The following is a 26,055-nucleotide window of genomic DNA, read 5'->3' as shown; positions in this document are numbered from 1 at the left end:
TATAAATTCATATAGAAAAGAGGAATTGTCATTGAATTTTCTTACTAGATTCAGCTTGAGAAATGCAGTTGCTGTATTTATTATTTCATTCCTATTAATATTAGGCGGTTTATTTTCTTTTTCCAAATTAAAAGTAGATCTCCTACCGAACATCGAATTCCCCCAATTATCTGTCGAAGTCATTTATCCTGGAGCTTCACCCCAGGATTTAAATGAAAAGGTCACCACTGACTTAGAAGAAAAGTTCACAGGTATATCAGGTATCAAAAAGGTTTCCAGCTCCACTTATGAAACCATCTCGATAATTAATTTGGAATTCCCGTTTGATACGGATATGGATGACATTGAGCAGCAAGTAAATAACTACATTCGTGAAAGTGACTTACCTGAAAATGTAAAGACAGATATTAATCGTTTTTCGTTCGGGTCCTTCCCTATTTTTAATATTTCTTTATTTTCAAAAGAAGGCACAGAACTTCAAGCTTTACTCGACGATGAAATCATTCCTGATCTTAATAAGATTGAAGGCATAAATAGTGTTTCTGTAGGTGGGTTAGAAGAGGAATTGCTTCAAATTACTGTTGATAAACAGAAGGCTACAAAATCTGGCTTGTCACTATCCGAAATTAAAGAACAAATTAACAATAAAATTCTATCTTTCCCTGCTGGAAGCTTAGAAGGAAATGACATTCAAATACCTGTAAGAGTACAAGAAAAAGTTGACACAATTAATCAATTAGAGAATCTGTTATTATCTTCTGCATTTAATCCCAATGGACCACCAGTGCTTCTAAAGGACATTTCAACAATTGAAGAAGTAACAGATAAGCCTGAAGTCACTCGTTATAATTTGAAAGATTCTTTATCTATGGCGATTACGAAAAAACAGGATGCTAATACTGTTGAAGTAGCAGATAAAGTCATAGAGGTGTTAAACAGTTACGAAGACAAATTGGAATACGCCATCGGTTTTGATTCTGCAGAAGGAATTGAAAAGTCTGTTGAAACTCTGATTAAAGAAGGTCTGCTTGGGGCATTGTTTGCATCAGTTGCCGTCTTATTATTTTTAAGAAATATTAGAGCAACGATTATCGCGATTATTTCTATCCCTCTTTCATTATTAGTCTCGTCCATTTTCTTACAGCAACTGGACATATCTCTCAATATAATGACATTAGGTGGTATGGCTGTAGCCGTTGGTAGGGTAGTTGATGATAGTATCGTTGTCATAGAAAATATTTTCAGGCGAGTTAGGAAATCCGGAAGTGCTATGAGCAACGAGTTAATCCAGGATTCTACCAAAGAAATATTAAAAGCCATCACCTCTTCAACTCTTACAACTGTTGTGGTCTTTTTACCATTAGGATTTGTTGGTGGAGTTACGGGTGAATTCTTTCTACCATTTGCTTTAACAATCGTATTTTCTTTACTCACATCACTCCTTGTGGCGATTACCATCGTCCCTATTTTAGCAAAATTCTCTTTCAAGAAGGTCCCACCTGAAGAGAAGGAGAGTAGACTTCAACTCGGTTATGCTAAAGGGATTAAATGGGCGCTAAATCATAAGAAGACCGTAATTCTTTTATCATTGGTTACTCTATTTGGATCATTTGGTCTTGCAGGAAAGCTTGGATTTACATTTATTCCGAATGAAGAGCAAAAGCTTCTGGTAGCTACTATTCAACTTCCCTCGTCCACACCATTAGAGAGGACAAATGAAGTTTCATTAAAATTAGAGGAATACTTGAACAATGAAGAGGAAATTGAGGAAATTACTGCAGGAATTGGTAGTCGTGACTTCCAAACCGGATTAAAGCGAAAGAATCAAGCTAACTATTTTCTTGTATTAAAAGATGACACCAATGTTTCGTCCTATATTAAGGAAATCGAAGCAATGATGGAAGATATTGTTTTAAAAGAAGAACCAGATGCTACTTTAGGGGTTCAAGAGCAGCAAACAGGTGGACCTCCTTCAAATAACAACGTAAATATTGATTTATATTCTAACAACCTGGATGCACTTCAAAGCGCTTCTAAAAAGGTTGAGGAATATTTAAATGACCAAAAGGATCTAAAATATGTTTCAAATAATTTCACGGAAAAACAAAAACAAGTGATTGTTGAAATTGACCCTAAGAAAGCTGCAGAAGCTGGAGTTTCCGGTTTTCAAGCACTAGGAACCATTTCAGACCAAACAAAGCCAGTAAGTGTAGGTACATTAAATCTAAACGACATAGAACGTTCTGTACAACTCTCATATAACGACTCAACATCGTCTATTGAAGAATTAGAGGAGATTACATTATTCACTTCTAAAGGACCTATTCCTTTAACACAAATTGCTGAGATAAAAGAAGTTGAAGCGTACACCTCTATTCAGAAATTAGATGGAAAAATATATGCAAGGGTTTCTGCACAAATTGCAAGCGATGATATACGTACTGTATCTGAAGAGGTCATTAATGGAGTAGAAAAGCTTGACCTTTCTAAAGAAGTCTCCCTTGAGGGCGGAGGCGGAAGTGATGAGACGGTTGAAACATTCCAACAGCTAGGATTGGCCATGCTCATTGCCATTGGACTTGTGTACATTACCATGCTCATTACCTTTGGGAAAGCTAGAATTCCATTCATTATTCTTTCATCACTTATTTTCGTTCCAATCGGTTCATTACTTGGTTTATTTTTTGCACAAGAACCACTTAGTGTATCTGTCATGATTGGATTATTAATGTTAATAGGGATTGTAACAACAAATGCCATTGTTCTTGTAGACCGTATTGGACAGAACAGAGAAGAGAAGTTTATGACGATTCGAGACTCTTTAATTGAAGCAGGGAAAACACGTTTAAGACCGATTCTTATGACAGCATTTGCTACAATTACAGCCCTATTACCTTTAGCGTTTACTACTTCCTCAGGCACACTGATTTCAAAGGGATTAGCTATCACGGTAATAGGTGGATTAACTTCTTCAACTTTGTTAACACTGATATTACTTCCTGTTTTATACGAAATCTTCTTCTTTAAAACAGCGCGTGAAGAACGCAAAAAGGAATTAAGTCAATCATAAGAAAGCAAAGAGGCAGCCGAATTTCGGTTGCCTCTTTTTATTATAATGATTCGTCGTCCACTCCATTTAACCATTGTCGAATAGGCTCAATAACTCTCTCCACTGTTCCTTCCTGGAATGGAGAATCCAAATTTGCAGCATCTACAAGCTTTGTAAATGAAAGACTCCCACCCAACTTACATAGAGCAGTATAATCATTCCAAGCCTCAGATCGGTTCTCATTCATCTTTTTCCAAAATTGGAACGCACAAATTTGCGCTAAAGTATAATCAATATAATAAAACGGTGAATTATAAATATGGCTCTGTCTTTGCCAGAATCCGCCGTTCTCTAAATAAGAAATACCATCATAATCTCTATTAGGTAAGTATTCTTTTTCGATTCTCCTCCAAGCTTCATTTCGCTCTAAAGGGGAAATTTCCGGATTTTCATACACAAAGTGCTGGAACTCATCCACCGCTACTCCATACGGTAAAAATTGAAGAGCATCACTTAAATGGGAAAACTTATATTTATCTGTATCCTCTTTAAAGAAATACTCCATCCATGGCCAAGTGAAAAATTCCATACTCATGGAATGTATTTCACAAGCTTCATACGTTGGCCAAATGTACTCCGGAATATCAAAACCTCTACTAGAGTAGACTTGAAAAGCGTGCCCCGCTTCGTGTGTTAACACATCAATATCTCCAGAGGTTCCATTAAAGTTAGAAAAAATGAAAGGAGAGTCATAATTTGCTATATATGTACAATACCCTCCACCTGCTTTCCCTTTTTTTGCCTCTAAATCCATTAAGTTATGATCAATCATAAACTGAAAAAACTCTTTCGTTTCTGGTGAAAGTTCATCATACATCTTTTTTCCATTTTCAATAATCCAGTCTGGACTTCCTTTAGGCGTTGCATTTCCAGATGTGAATTTAAAACCTTCATCATAAAATTTCATTGAAGGTATTCCAATCCTTTTACTCTGTCTTTCTTTCAACTCTGTTGCTAACGGAACAATGTGGTTTTTCACTTGATCACGAAAGACTTTTACCATTTCAGGTGAATAATCTGTTCTTGTCATACGATAATATCCTAATTCCACAAAATTCTTATACCCTAACGTTGTCGCAATTTTATGACGTATCTTAACCAATTCATCATAAAGTGAATCTAACTTTTCACTGTTTTCTTCAAAAAAAGCAATACTTGCCTTCGATGCTGTTTCTCTTGTTTCTCTTTTAGTGGATTGAGTAAATGGACCCATTTGAGCTAATGTTCTTTCTTCCCCTTCGAATTGAATTTTCGCAGAGGCAATTAGCTTTGTGTACTGAGAAGACAGTTTATTCTCTTGTTGAAGCAATGTGACGACTTCAGGTGAGAAAGTTTTAATTTCACTTTCAGCTAGAGAAAATAATTGTTTTCCCCACTTTTCTTCTAATTCCTTACGAAACGGGGACCCAACGAGTTCCTTATAATAATCCGTTACCAAACCGGAAATCTCTGGTGACACTTCATCAATGTAATCTTGCTCTTTCTGATAAAATTCATCATCAGTATTAATAGAATGACGTATATAACAAATGTTTTCCATTGTATCAACGTGAAGTCGAATGGAGTTTATTTCTTCCATTGCCTTTACTTGATCATCTACCGTTGTGGCTTCTTTAAACTTCTCCAAAGCCTTTGTGAAGGCAGGTTTTAACTTTGTTAGATCTGGTCTCTCATATGTAAATTGTTCAAAATTCATTTTGTTACCCCCTCATTTTATAATCCCAATTAGTATTATTCTACTTTTACTAGTGAAATTCCTGTTTGATTAGATTAGACTGTTATTGTTTTAGGCTGTTTTGGTAACTTTGTGGGTATTGATAAAGCGAGTAGTAGTTGATTTACGCTCCAGGTGCTCGCTTTCCGCGGGGCGCGAGTTGAGCCTCCTCGGGCTATGCCCTGTGGGGTCTCAACTTTCACGCATTTCCCCCAGGAGTCGAGCACCTTCCGCTCCAACTTTCTAAGCCTGAGTTTCTTGCTATAGACTGATATAAATACCAAATACGGTTGAGGTGGTGAGGGGTACTGCGTAGACTCCTGCGGAAGAACGTGTGTGCCCAGACCTCGGAAGCGAAGCTGAGGAGGCTCGGCCGAACGTCCACGGAAAGCGAAGCAGTTCTCCTCACCACCTGTCAACCAGGAACAATAATCATACAAAAAAGACATTAAAAATGCCCCTTTAAGCTTGAAAGGGGCAAAATAATCAATATGATAAATCTTTAATGGAAAGACCTAGTTTCTTTAAATTGGTGATGGTTTCTTCTTTTTCTTGAGGAGATAGGGCAGACATTAATTCATTAATTCTCTCTTCGTGATTTGGGAAAATGTCATCAATCAACTTTCTCCCTTCCTCTGAAATCTGAGCATAAGTCACTCGACGATCCTTTGGGCACGCTACACGATTTAAGTAGCCTTTTTGTTCTAGCTTATCCACTACATACGTTATACTTCCGGAGGCTAATAGAATCTTTCCACCAATTTGCTGCAATGGCTGGTCTCCCTTGTGATAAAGTAACTCTAAAACAGCAAATTCTGTTGGATTTAATCCATTCTCTTGAATATTTTTATTTATTTCCTCGTTTAAAGCTTTAAATGCTCTAGATAGGACGATAAAAAGCTTTAATGATTGTTGTGTATTTTGTGATTCACTCATAGGTTTCATTCCTTTAATTTAGAAATATCTCAGTTTCAAAATATTATACAAATAATTATATTCATTGTCAAACAAACAGACATCTTGTATCTACATTATCTCTATTCATTCAACCGTTCCATATTTTAATATGGATGGCAATGTATGATTCCCCACTATAATTATTGAAAAACAACGATACATATAGCTTTAATCAAAAAAGCAAGATATCGATTATTTCTACCGATATCTTGCAAATCAGCTTCTATTTAAGATTTTTAACTAGTTAGTATCCGTTGAGAGAAAAATGATGAGAGCATAAGTGGTTTATTAATTATTAAAAAGTGGAATGCTTTGGGGTATTTATATGTACGTATGTCAAGATGTTAAAAAAGATAATTATGATGCCGTTCTTTTAATTAATCCTTTAATAAATTGACCGAATTCATAAGGAGTATCTTGAAGTGAAATATTTACAACTTTGTGTGAGCATCTATCATATTCATTTAACAGCTGATCTAACTGTTGGCTGCATTCAATGGTTTCTTTGGCTGATAAACCAATCGTTTCACCTAACGAAATCATTTCAGTACGCTTATGATTTATTTTTTTTAATAACCATCTCTTTTTAAGTAATCGACCCATTTTTTTCTAGACTCCTTTATTTTTTTATCTATTTATTTATCTATTTATTACGAAAAATCGTTACTTGAAAATTATCGCAAGTATTCTATTAAAAGTAAATAGAATCGCAAAACAAGACAAAATAACTATAAATATATTAAAATTTGACAAATTTCGCTAATAATATAGGATTTGATACCCTCCTTTACTAATGTACAGAGATTCAATTTAGGATTAAGATTGTATAAACACAAAGTTGATTGTAAAGAGAGAAAAGCGAGTGCTTGAAGCGGAACTCAAAACTCATGATTAACTAATTGTATAAAAAAATCCCCTTCCATAAAAAAGAAGAGGGATTCTATTCATTACTCTATCATATAGGCAGCGTGCTCTTTAATTGGGTTCATAGGACTAGCCCCTCTACCTATTCTTGTTAAGAAAAATTTAAAACTATGAATCTCTTTTATCAAATATTTTCAAATTTTCAATCCTTTTTATCGCTTCTTTTAACCGTTCCTTACTAGTAAGCAGCCCTACACGAACATACCCTTCCCCATACTCCCCAAAGCCTATACCAGGAGCTACTGCTACATTTGCTTCTTTAAGTAAATAATGAAAGAACTCTTTAGAAGTGAATTCATCCGGAACCTTTAGCCACGCAAAAAAAGAGCCTTTTGGTGCCTCTACCTCCCAACCAATTTCTATAAGGCCATTCACTAATACTTCTCTTCTTTCTTCATAGGTATCCACCAATTTCTTTACACATTCTTGAGAGCTTAAAAGTGCTTGAGTTGCTGCCTCTTGTATTCCTCCAAAAATACTCACATAGAGATGATCTTGGAAAACATTTATGGACTCAATCACGCTTTTATTCCCAACAGCAAACCCTACTCTCCAGCCGGCCATATTATAGGTTTTCGACAATGTATATATTTCAATTCCTACGTCTTTAGCGCCATCTATTTCAAGAAAACTCAAAGGTTTTTGCCCATCAAAACCAATGGCTCCGTAAGCAAAATCATGTACTACGCAAATGTTATTCCTTTTCCCAAAAGAAACGGTTTCCTCAAAAAATTTTTTTGAAGCAATAGCCCCTGTTGGATTGTTAGGGTAATTCAAAAACATTAATTTTGATTGTTCTATTTCAGCTTGAGATAGCTCTTCATAATTTGGAAGAAAATCATTCTCTTTTCTTAATGGCATTTTCACCATGTGAGCTTCGGCTAATGCTACCCCTGATAAGTAATCGGGATACCCGGGATCAGGAACTAGCACATTATCTCCTGGATTTAGTAGGCATTGTGGAATTTCAACTAAACCTGATTTTCCTCCAAACAAAACGGCTACTTCACTATGAGGATCTAAGTCTACGCTATATTCCCGTTTATAGAAGGTTGCAATCGCCTCTTTAAAAGAAACTACCCCTCTAAATGGTGGATATTTATGATTCTTTGGTAATTTTGATGCTTCGTTTAATTTTTTCACGATATGTGGAGGAGTGGGCTGATCTGGATTCCCTTGACCTAAATTGATAACATCATGGCCTTCATTCACAGCATGATTTACTTTTTCAGCAAGTGATGCAAAAAACTGGTCTGGTAACGATTTTAATCGATCTGATTTTTGAAAGGATATCATAGGGTCCACCTTCTTCTATTTTTTGAAAATTAAATACTTTCAAATTCTAGTCACAAATGATATAACGTAACAAACAGAATGTAAAGTAAAAAATGGTATGAGGTGATGTAAATGATGCAAAAAATAGGTCTAGCCCAAATGGATATTTCATTTGGAAACCCTGAAAAAAATAAACACAAAGTAGAAAATTGGATAAGAAAAGCAAGTGAAGAAGGTTGTCAAATAGCTGTTCTTCCTGAGCTTTGGACAACAGGATATGACTTAACGCGCATTGAAGAGATTGCTGATGAGGAAGCAAAAGATTCCTCTGCATTTCTTTCTGCACTTGCAATAAAGTATTCTATTAATATTGTAGGTGGATCGATCCCATGCAAAACTAAAAGTGGGGTAACCAATACACTTCTTGTAGTTAATCAAAATGGAAAAATTGTTAAGCACTATTCGAAATTACACTTATTTAAGCTAATGGACGAACATCACTACCTACTTCCCGGGAATGATGATGGGCTATTCTCCCTCCTAGATACACAAATGGCCGGGTTGATATGCTACGATATTCGATTTCCCGAGTGGTTTAGAAAACATGTTTTATCTGGGGCACAGGTAGTGTTTGTCGTGGCAGAGTGGCCAAATGCTAGAATTGATCATTGGCAAACCCTCCTCCAAGCAAGAGCAATAGAGAATCAATGCTTTGTGATAGCTTGTAACCGTGTAGGCAGCGATCCAGATAACGATTTTGGAGGTTGTTCATTAATTATTAACCCATGGGGGAAAATCTTATCAAAAGGTACAACGAAAGAAGAATTAGTGGTTGGAGAAATAAATCTGGCTGAAGTAGAGCAGGTACAGAATAAAATTCCTATTTTTCAAGACCGTCGTCCTGACTTCTATTAATTAGAATATTTTCATTTTGGTTTAAATGTTGTTTAATTACATGAATTGGCTTTGTCAATCAGTGGTCATTAAAGGTGAGGGGCATTGTGGAGAAACCCTGCCGGGAGTACGTGGTGCCGAGGCCCCCAGAGGCGAAGCTGAGGGGGCTCGTCGGAGCGCTAGACGCAATTGGAGTAGTCCCCTCATCATCCAAGCACATTTCTGATTAACTGATCCCTTGAGATGACTCATGTTAGAAAATAACAACCTTTGTGAAAGAGTCTAATTTTATTCTTTTAATAATCTAGTAGAAGCCCACATTTCTCTTGGATTGACTTCATAAATGCTATTTTCCCTATACATAAATTGATGAATGATGAATTCTCTTCTTAAGGTTGCAAAGTCATCGTGAAATTGTAAAATGAATTCATTTATTTCTTTCTCACTATATTTTCTTCCAATTTTCAAAGCTTCCACCATGTGTTCTAGTATAAATAATTTTTTCTTTTGTTGAGATGGTATATTTTTAATTTTACCGTTCTTTTCCATGAAATTATTTAGTACCTTTTGCTTTTCTTTTATGATTTTCTCGGACATATTAGCTTCCACTCCCCCTTCTTCTATAAACCGGTTAAGGACCTCTGCATGATGCTTTAGGACTTTCTTATTCAAATAATAGTAGATTGAATTTTTCTCTCTTCTTGAATATACCAAATTACATTCTTTTAACTTAGTAAGATGGTGTGAAATCGTAGGTGCTGTTAGTCCTAATTTACCGGCTATTGCTCCTACATGTAATCGTTCAAATGATAACAAATGAATAATTTTTATTCTCGTGGGGTCTCCCATGGCCTTATGAAAGGCAATCTGTTTATTTAGTTGCAAGTAAAGGTTCCTTTCTATTCTAATTAGATATTCATCTAATTAGATAATAGTCTAAATAAAAAATTAATTCAACTAGTAATTTCTAAAGTAAATAAAAAGGTACTTCCTCATTGGAAAGTACCTTTTATTGACTCATTATTGTTCCAGTAATAATAATGTTTTCTTCTTGTCTACTTGATTTCCAGCATAGCCAGTTAAAGTTTTATTTTTTCCAATCACTCTATGACAAGGGATAATAATGGGGAAACGATTTACCTTGTTTGCCTGTCCTATGGCCCGAACTGCTTTAGGTCTATCAATCGCCTCAGCCACATCCTGATAGGACCATGTTTCACCATATGGTATCTTCTGTAATGTCTTCCACACTTCTTTTTGAAAGGGAGTTCCTTCTATTCGTAATGGCAAATTAAATTCTTTCCTTCTACCATTAAAAAATTCCTCTAACTGACTCTTGGCTTGAAGTAAGATCCCATGATTCGTATTTGTAGGGTATGACGTTTTTTCATGGACAAACTCAACGGAAAGGAGGTTTTTGTCGTTTGCATGAAGGACTAAATCTCCAATAGGACTGTTCATGACAAGTGTATACATTACTCATATCTCCTTTATGATTTAGGTAAATAAATATGGAAAACAGTTCCTTCTCCCATTTTACTTTCTACTCTTACTTTACCTTTATGTTCTTTAATTATATTAAAGCTTACCATCAGCCCAAGTCCAGTTCCTCTTTCCTTGGTGGTATAAAATGGTTCTCCTAGCTTCTTAATCTTATCCTTAGATATTCCACTTCCTTGGTCACTAATTTCTATATGAATGAAATGATTTTCAACTTCCTCTATTTTTATTGATATGATTCCTCCATCTGACATTACTTCAATGGCATTCTTTATCATGTTGATAAAAACTTGCTTTAATTGGTTTGGTTCAGCAATGATTGTAGGAAGATTTCCTTGATAGCTTTCGTTGTATTGTACATTATGCATGACTGCTTGAGCATTTAATAATTCTACTGTATCCTTCATAATTTTGATTAAATCGGTTTTTTGGTATTGAACAGCTTGGGGTTTAGCCAATACTAAAAATTCAGTGATGATCGATTCAATTCGTTGGAATTCAGAGGTGATCACATTAAAATACATTTCATGATCTTTCCCCACGCTGTTTTCAAGCAATTGAATAAAACCTTTTAAGGCGGTCATAGGGTTTCGAATTTCATGGGCTATTCCAGCTGCCAATTCCCCCACAACACTTAGTGTATCTGATTTTCTCAATTGCTCTTGTAATTCTACTTGCTCTGTCATATCTCTCATGATCGTTAAATTTAAATTTGAAAGCAAATTATATTTTGAAGAAAGCTCTACATACTGAGTTCTACCTTCGGAAGTGCAGACCTCTCTTAAAAAGTTCGACTGACCTTCTTCTTTCAATTGTTGTAAATATTCAACATAAGAATCATCATCACGATCAATATTCAATATCTCTCGTACATCTTTACCGATAAGCAAATCCTTTTTTACATTTAATATATTACTAGCTTCAGGATTAGCATCGACTACAACATAATGATGGTTAGTAAGAAGCAGACCGTCTAAAGAGCCTTCAAAAATTTTCCTGAAACGCTCTTCACTTTCCCTCAATTCTTTCTCCATTTGATACCGTTCACTTACATTTCGAAAAATGGTCATATTATACCCATCTACTGAATGAAGCTTTGAAGTAAATTCCAAATGCTTTAATTGATTGTTCGGCATTAAAAACAATACCTCATCCCGAACAGCTCCGCTTCTATTTAATTTCTTCATTACTAAATCAAATTTTTGACTCTCTAATGGATAAACAAAGTCTTTAATTTTTTTTGATAAAAGCTCAGAAAGTGAGCATTCGAAGATTTTTAATGCGGATGGATTTGCTTTTAATACTCTACCGTCCTGATCCCATAGAACGATTCCATCAATCGCTTCTTCAAACAGACCTTTAAATAACTCTTCATTTCTTCTTAACTGTATTTCCATTTGCCTTTTTTCTGTTACATCTCTGAGGATCGCCATATGTAGTTTATGATGAACAAATGGACTTGTAGTAAATTCAACTACTGAAATGTTTTGAGAATTTTTTATAGGAATTTCCCCACGTGCTTTTTTATTTTGAGAAAGTAAGGTTTTTATTTTTTCTATTTTAAAATGTGCGCTATTTGGAACAAAGGATTGGATATTGTACTTGGTCATTTCATTTCGATCTAATCCTACCTGTGAACAAAATGCCTGATTTGCATCATTAATATTTCCATCGATATCAAAAAGGACAATTCCTTCTGTGGCATTCTGAAAAATGTTCGATAATAAATGAACATTCATATGATCTTTTCTCTCTTTTTCCTTTAATTCTGTTACGTTTTTAAAATACATATAGGCATTTGTGGACAAAGAAGATCTTTTTAAAATGAGCTCCACATGAATAATCTGATCATCAATATTCATCAATGTTTCATCCATTAAGGAAACACCCGTATCCATCACTTCTTTATAGTGAGCAACAATAGAAGCAGGTACAGCTGCAAAAAAACAACTAAATGATTTTCCCACTATGTCCTCAAAAGGAGTTTGAACTGTTTGGCATGCATCTTCATTTGCATGAACAATTTTCATTTCGTTATTTATTACGAACATTGACATAGGTGATGCCATACAAATCTCTTTATCAATTGGATGGCAATCCTCTAATTGTTGATCCCTTTCCAATTTGTTACTATTAGTCATTTTGTTATCCCCCGATTCTACTTAAGCCTTCTATTGACTCATATATACAATAGTATTCGAATAGTTTTCCATATTTTTGGTGATAATTAACAATGATAAATAGGTTTTTCTTATTGTATCCTAGGGTAAGAATGAATTAGGACTTAGTTTATTACAAAAGAAGATGGTGAAAGATATGAAACAACGTGATTATTACTTCGATAATGCCAAATTCATTTTAATCTTTTTGGTTGTGTTTGGTCATTTGATTCGTTCTTTTATAGAAAGTGATCCCTTTATTCTCTCTCTATATAAAACGATATACACATTTCACATGCCAGCATTTATTCTTGTAGCAGGTTTTTTCGCAAAAGGGTTTTATAAACAAGGCTATATTCAAAATCTAGCCAAAAAACTTATACTACCTTATATTGTGTTTCAATTAATCTACACAATTTATTATTATTTTCTTTATCACAAATCAACATTTGAAATGGATCCATTGAATCCACATTGGTCATTATGGTTCCTAATCAGTTTATTCTGCTGGAATGCATTATTATATGCCTTCATCAAATGGTTTAAATTGAAGCCATTTATGGGGTTAACGATTGCCTTTTCCTTAGGATTGCTTGTAGGATTTGCTGATGTGATATCAAACTATTTAAGTTTATCCAGAACATTTGTGTTTTTTCCAATTTTCCTAATGGGTTATTACTTGGAGAAGCAGCATTTCGAGTATTTTAAAACGAGTAAAGCTCGATTCATTGCAAGCCTATTATTTATCCTTGTATTTATCGGAATGTATTTTATTCCTGAGTTCTCTGATAAATGGTTGCTTGGATCGAAGCCTTATGAAGACTTTGAATCAAATAATGTTATAAGCTTAGGAGTTAGAGCACTTGTTTACACTCTAAATGTTGTAATGATTTTTAGTTTCTTTACTTTTGTACCAACAAAAAGACAATTTTTCACAAAGTGGGGTAAAAACACCCTTTATGTGTATTTACTTCACGGGTTTTTTATTCGCTTATTCAGAGTAAGCGATCTAAAAGAATCTATAGACCCTACTTTGAGTCTAGTATTACTATTAGGAGTATCTTTATTACTAACGATGGTTTTTTCAACAAAACTCTTTACTTCCATTACTCAACCAATTATTGAATTTAAAGCCAGTAAGTTTCAAAAATTAATGTCCAAAAGAGAAATGAAAACAAGATAGAACTCACTAGAAAGGGCTGACCCCACAAACATGGGTCAGTCCCTTTTAATGAGAACCAATTATCTAAAAAACCAGGAATAATGAAAATCCATTCTATAAAACAGCTCCATTATCCTAACACTCGTCATAAAAGTTTATTTTTATATATAATTCGTAACTTTTTCTTAAATTCCTTCTAATTTATCCAAATAAATTAAAATCATGTCCGACAACCATTGAGCTTTCTCTTTACGTTAGATAAAATGATAGTCGGTACTATTTTTATGTAGTTGTCCGAACAACCGTATTATGATATGGCTCTTTTCGCAAAGATTGTTGTTTTATATTATGGATGCGAATGGCTCTGTCATCCGGTATTTGCTCGATGGTGAGGGAAACCTCTTCGCTTGCAGCTAGCGCTCGTCCGAGCATCCTGGAGAGGAAATCAACAACTACTTTCTTCTCTGAAATAGAAACACCTACTAGGAAAAGAACCTTTTATTTAAATGGTTCTGACAAACGATGCTATTGATTATTGTATAGGAGTTCGCAAAACTCATGCTGAATAACCAGGCTGGCAGTAGAGAGGTACGCAGAATTCTTTGAAGACAACAAGCGTTAGCAAATAATAAAAGAATTTCTATTAACTATTATTGTTATACATCTAATGGAATGTAGATAAAGGAGCTTAACCATGAAGAAAGTTGTTTTAAGTACGTTAAATGCAAAATATATTCACACTAATTTAGCCATTCGCTGCCTTAAAGCTTATGCTGAGCCAGAATACGATATTGAATTAGCTGAGTATACCATTAAGGATCCAATATTAAATATTGCTTCTGATTTGTTCTCTAAAAAACCCGATGTGATTGGATTTAGCTGTTACATTTGGAATATTGAAGAAACAATTAAAGTGATTCAAATTCTTCGTAAAATACTGCCTGAGGTAACAATTGTACTTGGAGGACCGGAAGTCACATACGATGTTCCATATTGGCTGGACCGTATACAGGAAGTCGATTTTATTGTGATCGGTGAAGGGGAACAAAGCTTTAAGCAACTGCTGGACGAGATTAATGGAGACAGAGATTGGTCAAACGTGCATGGAGTTGCTTTCCTATCAAATGGAAAGCCTGTAATAAAACCACAACAAAATAAAATTGATTTAAGGGAATTACCCTCTCCTTTTCGATTTGAAGAGGATCTACCCTTTCTTTCTAAACGAGTTACCTATATTGAAACAAGTAGAGGATGTCCATTTCGATGTCAATTCTGCTTGTCTTCCATTGAGGTAGGAGTAAGGTATTTCGATAGAGAAAAAGTAAAAGAAGATATCCGTTTCTTAATGAACAACGGAGCCAAAACAATAAAATTTGTAGATAGAACCTTTAATATCAGTCGTAGTTATGCCATGGAAATGTTTCAATTCCTTATTGATGAGCACCTACCAGGTACTGTGTTTCAATTTGAAATTACAGCAGATATTATGCGTCCGGAAGTCATTGAATTCTTGAACAATGAGGCTCCTCCCGGATTATTCCGATTTGAGATTGGAGTTCAATCTACAAACGACGAAACCAATGATTTAGTTATGAGAAAACAAAATTATAATAAGTTAACTCGAACCGTTACTATGGTTAAAGAAGGTGGGAAGATTGATCAACACCTGGATTTAATTGCAGGTCTCCCTGAAGAAGATTATTATTCATTCCGTAAAACCTTTAATGATGTCTTTGAGTTAAGACCAGAGGAACTTCAGCTTGGGTTCTTAAAAATGCTGCGTGGAACTGGTTTAAGAATTCGTGCTAATGTTCATCAGTATACCTATATGGATCACTCTCCTTATGAAATTTTAGGGAATAATGTATTGTCTTTTGATGATATTGTTAGAATTAAACAAGTTGAAGACGTCCTGGAGAAATATTGGAATGATCATCGAATGGACCATACTATTGAGTATTTAGTTACTCATTGTTTTGAGACACCTTTTGATTTCTTCCAACAGTTCGGCTCCTATTGGGAAGGTCAAGGGTGGTCACGGATCGGTCATCAATTAGAAGATTTATTTAAAAGATTATACGACTTTTTAGCTTCCCAAGGTCTGGGTACCATCAATGTCATTGAGGGCCTTATGAAATTAGATTACTTGGAAAACCAAAAATACAAGCCAAGAAAGCCTTGGTGGAATCATGAAATGACAAAAGAAGACCGTTCCATGATATATCAAACCTTGTTACGCTCTCCTTCCATAGCAGGAAGTGAATTTGCAGAGTTGAACCTATCTGAAAAAGAGGTTTATAAACATACCTTATTAGAAATGATACACTCAACTGATGGTGAGGAAATCTATCTTTTGGCATACTTTGAACCTTCTTCAGGAAAATCAACAGTCTTTACTTTCAATAAAAAAATCGTAAGCTAGACTAATAAAGAGAAAAAATGCTTAGCATTTTTTCTCTTTTTGGTTTGATTTTGTTTTCTTTTGAGTTACTTCCAACAGCTTTGCTGCATTGACATCTCCAAATTCTTGACCATATTCTTCGTGTGAAGATTCTTTTTTCTTTTTCATTAGCTACGCCCCTTCATCCCTTTTGAAGAGTTTCTATTTTTCCCTTTACCTGTATCTTCACCATTTGTGAATTCAATTGAAAGCTCTGTTTCTTGCTTATTCTTAGGTGGGGTTTTGTTGTTTTTTTCAGCAGCATCAAATTTCGCTTTGCGTTTAGTCACTAGATCATCTCCTTTTCTACACTTACTTTTCCCAGTTCCAAAATTCCCATTCTTAGAAGAACGAATTAGTCAGATTTCAGTTTTTATCAACGTTTTTAATTAATATAATAAAACCTGAATAATTGAAGCACTTTACCCAAAACTAAGTAAAAAGATAGAACGAGGAAATAATATGATCCTTACTTTATTATTCATATACATATTTATAGGCTGGAAATTTGGAAATTGGAAGGAATTTCATTCCTATTATTCAACGATCTTATTTTTTATTATTGGTGATTTACTCTCCCAATTTCTTTTATACGATTACTCAATGTGGAAATTCCAAGCTATTAGTGAACTGGATCAGAGTTTAAAGCTTAATCACACTTTAATTTCTCTTTTAAAAATGATTGTTCAATATACGGTAACCGTTGCAATTTTTATCGGAAGACTTCCCTCTTCTTTGCTCAAAAAAGTAATATGGGTCGGAATTTGGACAGGAATTTTTGCCATCACAGAAGGATTTACTCATTTTATAGGAATTATGACCTATCACCATGGATGGCATTTTGGATGGGATCTTATATTCAATGTCATGATGTTGTCTGTATTGATCATTCATCACAAGCGTCCAATAGTCGCCTGGATCATTTCCTTCCCTATCGTTCTTTTTCTTTGGTTCTACTTTGACGTTCCTTATTCTGTGATGAAATAATGCTTTCCATTGTTGTTTATGGTCAACCAGCAAAGTTAGATTGTTCCGAATAATTATTAAGTACAAAAAAACGATACTTTTTAGTATCGTTTTTTTAATAGACATTTTTCACTTAAATAGTAGTTAGATTTATTTTATGGATTTTATTTAGATTAACCAATAATAACCCGTTCTTTAGGATAATGGTATTTTGTTGTTTTTTCTTTTCCTCCTATCATAAAGAGAAAAGATAAAATCCCTACACGTCCAATAAACATTAGAACAATAATCACACATTTTCCAATAGAGGTCAGTTCAGAGGTTATTCCTAATGATAACCCAGTAGTACCAAATGCAGAAGCCACTTCAAAAACAATTTCAACAATAGAATGACTTTCAGTAAAAGTTAATATTATGACTGATAAAAAGCAAATAAAGATTGCCATCATAGTTACAACTAACGACTTTATGATATCTTGTTCGTGTATTTCACGTTTGAAAATTTTGATGGCTTTATTTCCCTTAGCAAAGTGAAATAGAAAAAGAATATTAAGTGCAAATGTAGTAGTACGAATCCCCCCACCTACTGAACTAGGAGAAGCACCAATAAACATTAATGCACACATCACTAAAAGAGTGGGAGATGAAAATTCGGCCACATTCATAGTGGATAAGCCACCATTCCTTGTAGTTGCAGACTGAAATAGTGCATAAAAGAAAGATTCATGCCATACCATACCATTAAAGAAACGGTTATATTCAAAGACAAAAATAATCACGGTACCAAATAATAATAAACTAAAGAAAGTAAGGGTAGTAATTTTTGTATACAGTGAAAAATGATGCTTATTTCTTTGCTTATTCATAAGAAAGTTTTTTGTTTCAATTAATACAGGAAAACCAATCGCTCCCAATGTTAATAAAACGATTGTAACAAACTGAACAAAGTAATCATTTTTAAAAGGTATTAACGACTGTCCAGTGATATCGAATCCAGCATTTGTTGTAGCACTAACTGAAGCAAATAGTCCTTGTAGGAAAGCTTCCTGCCAAGTAGTATAATATCCCAAGAAATAAATCCCGAGGACCAATGCCCCAATTAATTCAATAATGATTATTAACAATAAAATTTGCTTTAGTAAGTTTACAAGTCCGGCCAAACTTGTTTGATTTTGATCGGTCATAATTAATTGTCTTTCTTTAAGTCCGATTTTTTTTCCAACAATCAACCAAAAGAAAGTACCCAGTGTCATGATCCCTATACCTCCAAATTGAAGGACAAACATTAGAAGAAAAATTCCGGTTGTACTAAAGGTATCCACAGTACTTACTACGGTTAAACCTGTAACACTTACTGCGCTAACTGCTGTAAATATTGCATCCAAAAAGGTCCATTTCGCACCTGGTTTGTGGGCAAATGGTAAGCTTAGCAAAATGGTAGCTATTGTTACAGCAATAAAATAATATGAAACAATAATTTGAGCAGGCGTTAATTTATTTAAATTTAATCTCAGTTTATACCACATCTATGTATTTCCCTTTCAACTTTTATTTCCTTCTCTATCTTAATGAATTTCCACTCCGATTGAAAGGAAAAAAGGAGATTTCCTCAATGTTATTCTTCCTTTAATCGAATTATTTTAAACTAAACTGTATTGTATTGCATTGTTCAATCACTATTGAAACATGTAATCAATTCATTTCAGGAGAAAAATTACCATTCATGTTCGCATGAATACATACAAATAATATAGGTACAGAAACAATTATTGTTTCAAGTTCATGATAAAAAGGAGGAAACAACCTTGGCTAGAAGTAGAAATAAATTATTAGTTCCTGGTGTTGAACAATACCTTGATCAAGTAAAATATGAAATTGCTCAAGAGTTTGGTGTGACTTTAGGATCAGACACTGTATCACGCTCTAATGGATCTGTTGGAGGAGAAATTACAAAGCGTCTGGTAAAGCAAGCCCAGTCTCAAATTTCAGGACAATCAAATAAATAAAATGGCATAAGCTAGCTAGAATATTCTAGCTAGCTTTTCTTATATATTTTATACAAACTGTTATTCCAAAAATAGAAACAATCTTTAACAGAGCCATTCATAACAAATAAAAAGCTCATTCCTTCTCCAAGAATGAGCTTTTTATTTGTTTAATCTTTTTGTTTCTTATTGTTATCTTTATTTCTCTCGCTATGATTATTATTCTTTTTGTTCTCATTCACATTATTATGTTCATTTTTAATATCATATTTTTCAGATCCATTTCTTCCGGTATTACTTTTGCTTTGATCTTTATGATTAGAACGATTGTCTCTATTAGATTGATTTTCTTTTGTATCTTTTTCATCATGATTTTGCTTCCATTGAGAGGAGTTCGGTTTCGGTTTGTCTTCGGACTGAGCAGGGTGTGTATTCTGAGCTTTTTTGCTTTGACCATAATTCTGTTTAGGTACTACACTTTTTTGATTCTTTTCATTATCAGTCCCATTCGTTGTGCTTTGGCTATTACTTTTCACCGAAGGTTCTTCTTCTTTTATAGAATTATTTTTTTTATGATCATTAACTGCTTTCGACTCTTTCTTCTTTTCAACAGACTTGTTGTTACTTTTTTGTACTTTCTCTGTCTCTCGTAGCAGTGATCCAGCTGTCATCCCTTTTTTTGTTGCCTCTTCTCTTATATCTTTTGATGTTTCTTTAACGGTAATGTAAGCATTATATTTAGAACCATATTCTTCCACCAAGTCATTTAATGAACTTATAATAATAGAGTTATCTTTATTTTCATCTTCATTAATCAACGAAGAAGTGATAAGAATATTTTGTCCTTCTTTCAGATAGCCCAATTTTTCACTCTCTTGGATAATATCTTTTGTAACTTTACTAAGAATTTCCTTATGCCACTCAGGTAGTTGTTTTAAAAGTGCTTTCCCGTCTTCATTGTAAGGCTCTATACTTATCACTTGTTGTTCCTTATTAACGGTTAATTCTACGCTAGGATTGATATCAACAGACACATAAGCATATGCTTGATTATTTGGTAGAACTGTATTTGAAATAAGAGTCAGGATTAAAATACAAGCCATAACAAGAGGAGTGGAAACCTTCCAATTCCAATTTGTGAAAAACTTCTTCATTTTACGTTCTTCTACTATTGGAGAAAATGGAATCTCTTCACCTAACGAATATTGTTGATTTGGCTGTCTTTTTCCTTTAACAAATTCTCCTTCTGGGGTCAACATCACGAGGATATCACGTTTTATTTCCATAATGATCCCTTTATTCATATATCCAACCGCCCTTTTAAGTAATCCTTTAAATATACATAATCCCCGACGATAATGAGAGAAATCGCAATAATATATTTTCTGTTTCTTTCGATGGTTTTTCTACTCACCACTACCTGTTTCTCTAACATTTTTATTGGCAGTCGTTTCTTTTCGAATAAATATTGAAGTAACTCTTGAGAGTCGACTACTGTCTTCGCAATTTCAATTGCATTTAGTCTCGCGTCCTCATGCTTAGGTGATTGCTCAACTATATCTTGAAAAGATAATTTATATTGAGAAAGCTGCTCCTGAAATGAACGAATCTCTTCTCTTCTTTTTATGGTTTCTTCCTGCCTCTCATACTCATCAACAGAGGCAACTTGTTCAAAGGTCAAACCAGGTGAATCTTCTTCATCTTCTAAAAGACTCATATCTATGCTAATGTCTTTGTATCTGCCATTTTTCCTTATGTAGTCAATTACTTTTCTTTTAATAATGATTTCTGAAAAGCTGATAATGGAAGCTCCACGCTGTGAATTATATTTTAATAAAGCTTCATGAAATGCGATTAGACCGATGCTAAATTCATCATCACTTTCATAAATATATCGTTTGCACACAGAAGAAACTGTCTTTTTGATGAATGGCTTATAGTCATCAATTATCTCGTTCAACAATTGTTCATCACCTTGTTGAATTTGAATGGCCACTTCTTCAAGTGTCTGCTTTTTTTTCTTTTTTGCTAATAGAAATAGTAATAAATTTAGCATCAGTCTCACCCCATCCTGCTCACTATTATACTAATACATCTCGATTTTTCAATGGATAATAGAGGGGAAGGGGCTTCAAATTAAAGTGTGTGCTATACGATTATCATTTGTCAGGCATTTAAAAAGGTAATTTTCCGTATAGAAAGACACTTTAAGGTGAGACCCCTTCTTGACTGATATTAGAAAGAAATATTATACATCTAATACATTCATCCTTTTTTCACTATAATGATCTTACTCTTTATGATGTCCTTTGTTCTTTTCATGTTTATTTCCTTGATCACGCTCTTCTTTCTTTTCATTACCATTTTCTTTTTCTTGGTCTTTTCTTTCTTTACGTTGTTCTTTCATTTTGTTTTTCTCTTCATCGCGCTGCTGTTTGATTTCACGTTTCTCTTCTTTTCTTTGCTCTTTCTGTTCATGCTTCTCTTCTTTTTTCACTGACTGCTTCACTGGAGCTAGAGCAGGTGCTTCGGTTTCTTTCTCAACCTCTTCACTATCTTCAGATTCTACTTCAGTTTCAGTTGATTCTTCAACATTTGTTGCGTCTTCAGATGTTTCTGTCTTTGTATCTTCTACATTTGTTTCCATCTCTTCTGTAGTAGCCTCAGTAGATGTTTCAGTTGTAGTATCTGTTTCTTCTTCTTGCGCTTCTTCCTCAGACCATTTTGCTTCGAACTTAGCAATTTTAGCTGCTAGTTTCACATAGCTTTTTTCAATGTTTCTTTCTAAAGCAGCCTTTGCTTTAGGATTCTTTACTTTTTCCATTGCTGCTTTTAGAGCAATAATGTTTTGTGACATTAATTCTTCCATTTCACTCATTTCAACTTCTTCAGAATCTGTTTCTTCAGTTGTTGCATCTTCTGTATTTTCTTCTGTGTCTGTTTCTTCAGTCGTTGCATCTTCTGTCATTTCTTCTGTGTCTGTTTCTTCAGTTGTTGCATCTTCTGCATTTTCTTCTGTGTTTGTTTCTTCAGTCGTTGCATCTTCTGCGTTTTCCATCATTTCGATTGCTTTGTTAATCGCTTCAATAGCTTCTTCTTCATTTCCAGATTGGAATAATGCTTCTGCTTCTGCTAAGCGCTCTGCTGCAAATTCTGCAAGTAGTTTCGCTTCTTTTGCATCATCCATTGTAAATGCAAGCTTCACTTTTTCTAAAGCCATCTTTGCAAAATAGAAGAAGTCCCCTGGTAATAAAGATGGAGCATCCATAGACTCTTCCAATTTTTCAATTTCGTCTTTTGTTGAATCAACCATTGCTTCGTCGTTTACTTGGACATCAGTATTACTTGTAGCTGTTTGATCTCCTAATTGAACACTTTCAAAATTTTGATCGTCTGAATTTGCATAAGCTAATGAACCTGAAAAGCTAATGGATCCTGCTACTAATACAGCTAATGATGATTTCATGATTTTTGATTGTTTTGACATATGTAACACCTCATAATGTATTTTTTTCTTAAGCGATCGCCTTACTAAAGGAATTACGTTACAACGAATTTTTTTTAGGGGGTTTTAAAAAAAAAAATAAAAAAACACCCAAAAAAGTTTTTGAGTGTTTTTAAAAATGGCACTTTTAGAAATGATTTTTGCTTCCTAACATATGTTCTACTAATGGCCCTAATCAGCCTGTATGGGATGGTATGGAGGAAACGCTCCACTTGTAATTACGTTCAATCGAGAGCATTCTAAGCTTCCCTTCCGGAGCTCAGCAGATACGTAACGTACTTCCGCAGGAACCAACGCAGTCCCCTTTCACCATCTATATAAATTTAGTGACAGTGCTAATGCGAATATAAAGTTTGAAAAAGTTATTACTGAGTATGTTAATAATCGCTGCAGGTGAAAGACTCCTGTGGGAATAGTGAGTGGGACGCCTGAGCTTAAGCGAAGAGGATGCTCACCACCCGCCCCGCAGAAAGCGAGCATCCTGTATCGCTCACAAATTACTACTTGATTGTTTTGCTTTCTTTCTTGATAGTAAATAACCGCCTATAGCTAAAAGAAGTAAAACAGTCCAAAATACGAGCTTCCAACCTTTTGATTCTGGAAAATGATGATCTAAAATCGCCACATCAGGATGTGCTAACGTAAAAACGGCTAATTTCACACCAACCCACCCTACAATTAAGAAAGCTGCTGATTCTAATGTTGGGTATTTTTCTAACAGCTTCACAAACCATGTCGCTGCAAATCTCATAATGACAAGGCCAATCACACCACCTAAGAACATTACGATAAATTGCCCACCATCAATTCCACCAATATCAAACCAGCCTGTTGGTTGTAGTGTAACAGCCAATGCAACAGCCGCTAACATTGAATCAACTGCAAAAGCTATATCAGCAAGCTCTACTTTGATCACAGTTGTCCAAAAGCCAGAACCTTTATTAGGAGCTGTTTCTACGTTAGTAGAGTCTTTTTTCTTTTTCACAAAATGGTGTATGGAAACATAGAAAAGATAAATAGCTCCTATCGCTTGAACTTGCCATACGTTGACTAAAAATGAAATAAGGAAGAGAGCACCAAAACGAAATACGAAAGCTCCTAATAAACCATAAAATAAAGCTTTTTTCCTTTGTTCCCCGGGTAGGTGCTTTACCATAACTGCCATAACCACTGCGTTATCTGCAGCTAAAATCCCCTCTAATCCCACCAGGATGAGTAAAACCCATCCGTATTCTAATAACATTGAAGCATCCATTATTGTTAAGTCCCTCCTATTTACTCAATTAGTTTTCCTTTAGGCAAGATTTTTATAAAAATAAAAAGACCCTTGCCTAAAAAGGCAAAGGTCTTGCTTAGCATAATCAGATGCCAATAAAGCCGATGGAAATCTCCATGAATTGACGACTTTATTTAGGTATAACCCTATAGCTACTCCCCTTTGACAGGTAGAAAACATTCATTTGTATACATGTATTCTACCTCATCAACAATTATTCGTAAAGAAATAAAACTTACTTCATTCGTAAAAGAACCCATCGTAAAAGTAGTCCAATTCCTACTCCTGGAATAACAAATAACATCGGCAGGAAGATAGGACCTATAAATTTCCCAAATACATATACGTTAGGTGAATACATCAACCCAACCGTTACAAAATAAGCTGAAAAAACAAATGGTAAATAAACATACTTTTCCTCTTTTTCCATTGAGATCTTATAGGCATCCCACATGGCAAACATATATAAACAGGGATAAAACATTAACCATTGGTAATTGATGGTTTGGGCCGCTCTCTCTGTTTCCCCTAAAAAACTATACATTATTGCTTGATTAAAGTTGCTTTGTACATTAAAAACAATTTCAAGCAGCACGAATAATGTTCCTTTAAACCAAAGTCCAACCAATAACTGAGGAAAACCCGGCAGAGCAATGCTCCAAAGAATTGCTTCTAACTTGGTAATCGATGATCTCATATGTATCTCTTAAAGGGTTGGTTTATGAACATTATGGAAAAACCACTTATGGAATATTGGTTCTCTAAACGGCATAAATAATATTGGTTGAGTATCTTTGTAAGGGATAATAACATCTCGAGAGTCCTCCTATTGATGCTTCTCTCTTTATATTTACCATTTCCCTCCTAATTATTACGATGATGACTCTATTTAAGGTTTTTATAATGAAAATTCAGTTGATTTTTACATGTAGCTTTTCATTAGATGAATTCTTATTATAAAATTCAACCATTTTAGGTAACTGACTTGAAAGAGTTGGACAAGAAATGGAAGACCCCACTAAATCTTCTTGGGCTTGATTGCAATTAAAAGTGCTATCAAGGGTAAAGTAATCCAATGCTTCTCTTTCAACCTTTAAATATTTTCTGACATACTTGAATTGCAGAGCCCAATTCGAAAAAAACAATGGTATTTTACCCTTAGGGTGCCTTTTATACATATTCCATAAAATTTGATCATACACCTCTCTTACCTTTATAGGCTGAGGATCTGTAAGATGGTAGGTTTTCCCTATACCTTTTGGAGAATGACCAAGAAAGATTGTTCCTTGAACTACATATTCCACTGGTACAATATTAATAAAAGCCTCTCCGCTTCCTAGATAGGGTATCCAAGGAAGGAAGGATAATCGTTGAAACATATTCATAATAAAGTATGGACCATCAAATTTAATTGTTTCTCCAGTCTCTGAGTGTCCCTTTACGATACCTGGTCGAATAATTGTAGTAGGGAGGTCACCCTTTACCTGTTCTACTAGTACTTCTGCTTCATATTTCGTCTGTTCATAGTAGTTATTAAATTCTTCAGGCTCAATCAAATCACTTTCTACTATCTCACCTTTTCTTTTTCCTGCAACAAAAGCTGTACTAAAGTATACATAACGCTTTAATTGAGTTACCTTTTCACAAAATTCATTTACATTTCTTGTACCCTCTACATTTACATTATAGGCAAGGTCCTTTGGAACAGCTAAATCATATATTGCTGCCAAATGAAAGACATATTGTACGTCTTCACAGACTTCTTCCAATATGTCTTTAGACAATCCAAGGTCAGATTTTGTAATGTCTCCCTCTACCAAAATAATATTTGTCTCTTGTAAATTTATTCTTTTTCCTAATGTAATGAGGGCTTCATTTGCTTGAGAAGTTAAGCTCGGCAGGTGAAGTAAGTATACTGTCCCTGCTTTCCCTTGTATGATTAATTCTTCTAATAAATTGATGCTTAAAAACCCTGGAAAACCAGTAATGAAATATACTCCATTCTTCATAATTAAATGCCCTCTCTCACTAGTATTTTATTATTAAGGGTATTTCCACAAACTTTATTGTTATTAATCACACAAGACAATAGTGATGATTCGCTCTCCAGCTGGCTTTATTTCCCCTTTAAGGAACCAAAAAAACTCACCCTATCATCTTCATTATCCTACCATTTTTTCAATAGTTGA

Annotated in this window: 22 protein-coding genes and 1 riboswitch; of the genes, 6 read left to right on the top strand and 16 right to left on the bottom strand. The window is 34.5% G+C overall.

Going from position 1 to position 26,055, the window contains the following annotated elements:
• The first annotated feature begins 31 nt into the window (after positions 1–31).
• Positions 32–3,070 carry an efflux RND transporter permease subunit gene (locus IQI_RS09150; protein WP_064092341.1) on the top strand — a complete coding sequence of 1,013 codons (3,039 nt, stop codon included), beginning with the start codon at positions 32–34 and terminating at the stop codon, positions 3,068–3,070.
• 40 nt (positions 3,071–3,110) lie between these two features.
• Here the strand turns inward: IQI_RS09150 and IQI_RS09145 are convergent, their stop codons facing one another.
• The 4 genes from IQI_RS09145 to IQI_RS09125 all read right to left on the bottom strand — a co-directional run bounded on the left by IQI_RS09145 (position 3,111) and on the right by IQI_RS09125 (position 8,000).
• Positions 3,111–4,805 carry a M3 family oligoendopeptidase gene (locus IQI_RS09145; protein ID WP_064092340.1) on the bottom strand — a complete coding sequence of 565 codons (1,695 nt, stop codon included), beginning with the start codon at positions 4,803–4,805 and terminating at the stop codon, positions 3,111–3,113.
• A 504-nt stretch (positions 4,806–5,309) separates the two neighbouring features.
• Positions 5,310–5,768 (bottom strand): MarR family winged helix-turn-helix transcriptional regulator, encoded by a 459-nt coding sequence (locus tag IQI_RS09135; RefSeq protein WP_082892644.1) that lies wholly within the window; start codon positions 5,766–5,768, stop codon positions 5,310–5,312.
• A 369-nt stretch (positions 5,769–6,137) separates the two neighbouring features.
• On the bottom strand, positions 6,138–6,383 hold the full coding sequence (locus IQI_RS09130; protein WP_064092337.1) for an aspartyl-phosphate phosphatase Spo0E family protein: 246 nt from the start codon (positions 6,381–6,383) through the stop codon (positions 6,138–6,140).
• A 429-nt stretch (positions 6,384–6,812) separates the two neighbouring features.
• Complete coding sequence (locus IQI_RS09125) at positions 6,813–8,000, bottom strand: pyridoxal phosphate-dependent aminotransferase (protein WP_064092336.1); 1,188 nt, start codon at positions 7,998–8,000, stop codon at positions 6,813–6,815.
• Between the two features lie 111 nt (positions 8,001–8,111).
• Between IQI_RS09125 and IQI_RS09120 the strand changes: the two genes are divergently transcribed.
• Entirely contained in the window at positions 8,112–8,894 is a 783-nt protein-coding gene (locus IQI_RS09120) for a carbon-nitrogen family hydrolase (protein WP_064092335.1), read from the top strand.
• 267 nt (positions 8,895–9,161) lie between these two features.
• On the opposite strand, the gene IQI_RS09115 is transcribed toward IQI_RS09120, so the two are convergent.
• From IQI_RS09115 to IQI_RS09105, 3 genes are all read right to left on the bottom strand, one after another.
• Positions 9,162–9,758 carry a DUF2087 domain-containing protein gene (locus IQI_RS09115; RefSeq protein ID WP_064092334.1) on the bottom strand — a complete coding sequence of 199 codons (597 nt, stop codon included), beginning with the start codon at positions 9,756–9,758 and terminating at the stop codon, positions 9,162–9,164.
• Between the two features lie 135 nt (positions 9,759–9,893).
• Complete coding sequence (locus IQI_RS09110; protein ID WP_156509867.1) at positions 9,894–10,349, bottom strand: methylated-DNA--[protein]-cysteine S-methyltransferase; 456 nt, start codon at positions 10,347–10,349, stop codon at positions 9,894–9,896.
• 14 nt (positions 10,350–10,363) lie between these two features.
• Complete coding sequence (locus IQI_RS09105) at positions 10,364–12,514, bottom strand: PAS domain-containing sensor histidine kinase (protein WP_064092333.1); 2,151 nt, start codon at positions 12,512–12,514, stop codon at positions 10,364–10,366.
• 175 nt (positions 12,515–12,689) lie between these two features.
• Between IQI_RS09105 and IQI_RS09100 the strand changes: the two genes are divergently transcribed.
• Together IQI_RS09100 and IQI_RS09095 are read left to right on the top strand one after the other, a co-directional pair.
• A complete protein-coding gene (locus IQI_RS09100) occupies positions 12,690–13,715 on the top strand; it encodes an acyltransferase family protein (protein WP_064092332.1) in 1,026 nt (341 codons plus the stop codon).
• Positions 13,716–14,388: 673 nt separating this feature from the next.
• Positions 14,389–16,116: a B12-binding domain-containing radical SAM protein gene (locus IQI_RS09095; RefSeq protein ID WP_064092331.1), complete on the top strand. Its 1,728-nt coding sequence runs from the start codon at positions 14,389–14,391 to the stop codon at positions 16,114–16,116.
• Positions 16,117–16,137: 21 nt separating this feature from the next.
• On the opposite strand, the gene IQI_RS21175 is transcribed toward IQI_RS09095, so the two are convergent.
• Entirely contained in the window at positions 16,138–16,263 is a 126-nt protein-coding gene (locus IQI_RS21175; RefSeq protein ID WP_268874483.1) for a hypothetical protein, read from the bottom strand.
• A complete protein-coding gene (locus IQI_RS20840; protein WP_197489730.1) occupies positions 16,263–16,424 on the bottom strand; it encodes a hypothetical protein in 162 nt (53 codons plus the stop codon). Before IQI_RS20840 ends, IQI_RS21175 begins: the two co-directional genes overlap by 1 nt.
• Positions 16,425–16,596: 172 nt before the next feature.
• On the opposite strand from IQI_RS20840, the gene IQI_RS09090 reads away from it, so the two are divergent.
• Positions 16,597–17,121: a CBO0543 family protein gene (locus IQI_RS09090; protein WP_064092330.1), complete on the top strand. Its 525-nt coding sequence runs from the start codon at positions 16,597–16,599 to the stop codon at positions 17,119–17,121.
• Positions 17,122–17,273: 152 nt separating this feature from the next.
• Here the strand turns inward: IQI_RS09090 and IQI_RS09085 are convergent, their stop codons facing one another.
• The gene (locus tag IQI_RS09085) at positions 17,274–18,626 is read right to left on the bottom strand and encodes a TrkH family potassium uptake protein (protein WP_064092329.1); all 1,353 of its coding nucleotides are present in this window, start codon (positions 18,624–18,626) and stop codon (positions 17,274–17,276) included.
• 279 nt (positions 18,627–18,905) lie between these two features.
• Between IQI_RS09085 and IQI_RS09080 the strand changes: the two genes are divergently transcribed.
• A complete protein-coding gene (locus tag IQI_RS09080) occupies positions 18,906–19,106 on the top strand; it encodes an alpha/beta-type small acid-soluble spore protein (protein WP_064092328.1) in 201 nt (66 codons plus the stop codon).
• Positions 19,107–19,255: 149 nt separating this feature from the next.
• Here IQI_RS09080 and IQI_RS09075 read toward each other — a convergent pair whose 3' ends face one another.
• The 6 genes from IQI_RS09075 to IQI_RS09050 all read right to left on the bottom strand — a co-directional run bounded on the left by IQI_RS09075 (position 19,256) and on the right by IQI_RS09050 (position 25,875).
• Positions 19,256–20,389 carry an anti-sigma factor domain-containing protein gene (locus tag IQI_RS09075; protein WP_064092327.1) on the bottom strand — a complete coding sequence of 378 codons (1,134 nt, stop codon included), beginning with the start codon at positions 20,387–20,389 and terminating at the stop codon, positions 19,256–19,258.
• On the bottom strand, positions 20,386–21,141 hold the full coding sequence (gene sigI / locus IQI_RS09070; RefSeq protein ID WP_064092326.1) for an RNA polymerase sigma factor SigI: 756 nt from the start codon (positions 21,139–21,141) through the stop codon (positions 20,386–20,388). The genes IQI_RS09075 and sigI overlap by 4 nt, the downstream gene beginning before the upstream one ends.
• A gap of 234 nt (positions 21,142–21,375) precedes the next feature.
• Entirely contained in the window at positions 21,376–22,572 is a 1,197-nt protein-coding gene (locus IQI_RS09065; protein ID WP_064092325.1) for a DUF5667 domain-containing protein, read from the bottom strand.
• A 508-nt stretch (positions 22,573–23,080) separates the two neighbouring features.
• Positions 23,081–23,845 (bottom strand): TerC family protein, encoded by a 765-nt coding sequence (locus IQI_RS09060; RefSeq protein WP_064092324.1) that lies wholly within the window; start codon positions 23,843–23,845, stop codon positions 23,081–23,083.
• A 41-nt stretch (positions 23,846–23,886) separates the two neighbouring features.
• A riboswitch (yybP-ykoY riboswitch) is annotated at positions 23,887–24,039 on the bottom strand.
• Positions 24,040–24,101: 62 nt separating this feature from the next.
• Complete coding sequence (locus IQI_RS09055) at positions 24,102–24,563, bottom strand: hypothetical protein (RefSeq protein WP_064092323.1); 462 nt, start codon at positions 24,561–24,563, stop codon at positions 24,102–24,104.
• Between the two features lie 214 nt (positions 24,564–24,777).
• The gene (locus IQI_RS09050) at positions 24,778–25,875 is read right to left on the bottom strand and encodes an SDR family oxidoreductase (protein ID WP_064092322.1); all 1,098 of its coding nucleotides are present in this window, start codon (positions 25,873–25,875) and stop codon (positions 24,778–24,780) included.
• Positions 25,876–26,055 lie beyond the last annotated feature (180 nt).

The organism is Rossellomorea aquimaris TF-12 (assembly GCF_001648555.1).
Lineage (GTDB): Bacteria > Bacillota > Bacilli > Bacillales > Bacillaceae_B > Rossellomorea > Rossellomorea aquimaris.
This window is presented reverse-complemented; position numbering and strand designations above follow the sequence as displayed.

Excerpts from the sequence above, each read along its gene's own strand:
- IQI_RS09145 (WP_064092340.1), bottom strand. The coding sequence starts at position 4,805 with ATGAATTTTGAACAATTTACATATGAGAGACCAGATCTAACAAAGTTA.
- IQI_RS09135 (WP_082892644.1), bottom strand. The coding sequence starts at position 5,768 with ATGAAACCTATGAGTGAATCACAAAATACACAACAATCATTAAAGCTT.
- IQI_RS09130 (WP_064092337.1), bottom strand. The coding sequence starts at position 6,383 with ATGGGTCGATTACTTAAAAAGAGATGGTTATTAAAAAAAATAAATCAT.
- IQI_RS09125 (WP_064092336.1), bottom strand. The coding sequence starts at position 8,000 with ATGATATCCTTTCAAAAATCAGATCGATTAAAATCGTTACCAGACCAG.
- IQI_RS09120 (WP_064092335.1), top strand. The coding sequence starts at position 8,112 with ATGATGCAAAAAATAGGTCTAGCCCAAATGGATATTTCATTTGGAAAC.
- IQI_RS09110 (WP_156509867.1), bottom strand. The coding sequence starts at position 10,349 with ATGTATACACTTGTCATGAACAGTCCTATTGGAGATTTAGTCCTTCAT.
- IQI_RS09105 (WP_064092333.1), bottom strand. The coding sequence starts at position 12,514 with ATGACTAATAGTAACAAATTGGAAAGGGATCAACAATTAGAGGATTGC.
- IQI_RS09100 (WP_064092332.1), top strand. The coding sequence starts at position 12,690 with ATGAAACAACGTGATTATTACTTCGATAATGCCAAATTCATTTTAATC.
- IQI_RS09095 (WP_064092331.1), top strand. The coding sequence starts at position 14,389 with ATGAAGAAAGTTGTTTTAAGTACGTTAAATGCAAAATATATTCACACT.
- IQI_RS21175 (WP_268874483.1), bottom strand. The coding sequence starts at position 16,263 with ATGAAAAAGAAAAAAGAATCTTCACACGAAGAATATGGTCAAGAATTT.
- IQI_RS09090 (WP_064092330.1), top strand. The coding sequence starts at position 16,597 with ATGATCCTTACTTTATTATTCATATACATATTTATAGGCTGGAAATTT.
- IQI_RS09085 (WP_064092329.1), bottom strand. The coding sequence starts at position 18,626 with ATGTGGTATAAACTGAGATTAAATTTAAATAAATTAACGCCTGCTCAA.
- IQI_RS09075 (WP_064092327.1), bottom strand. The coding sequence starts at position 20,389 with ATGAATAAAGGGATCATTATGGAAATAAAACGTGATATCCTCGTGATG.
- sigI (WP_064092326.1), bottom strand. The coding sequence starts at position 21,141 with ATGCTAAATTTATTACTATTTCTATTAGCAAAAAAGAAAAAAAAGCAG.
- IQI_RS09065 (WP_064092325.1), bottom strand. The coding sequence starts at position 22,572 with ATGTCAAAACAATCAAAAATCATGAAATCATCATTAGCTGTATTAGTA.
- IQI_RS09060 (WP_064092324.1), bottom strand. The coding sequence starts at position 23,845 with ATGGATGCTTCAATGTTATTAGAATACGGATGGGTTTTACTCATCCTG.
- IQI_RS09055 (WP_064092323.1), bottom strand. The coding sequence starts at position 24,563 with ATGAGATCATCGATTACCAAGTTAGAAGCAATTCTTTGGAGCATTGCT.
- IQI_RS09050 (WP_064092322.1), bottom strand. The coding sequence starts at position 25,875 with ATGAAGAATGGAGTATATTTCATTACTGGTTTTCCAGGGTTTTTAAGC.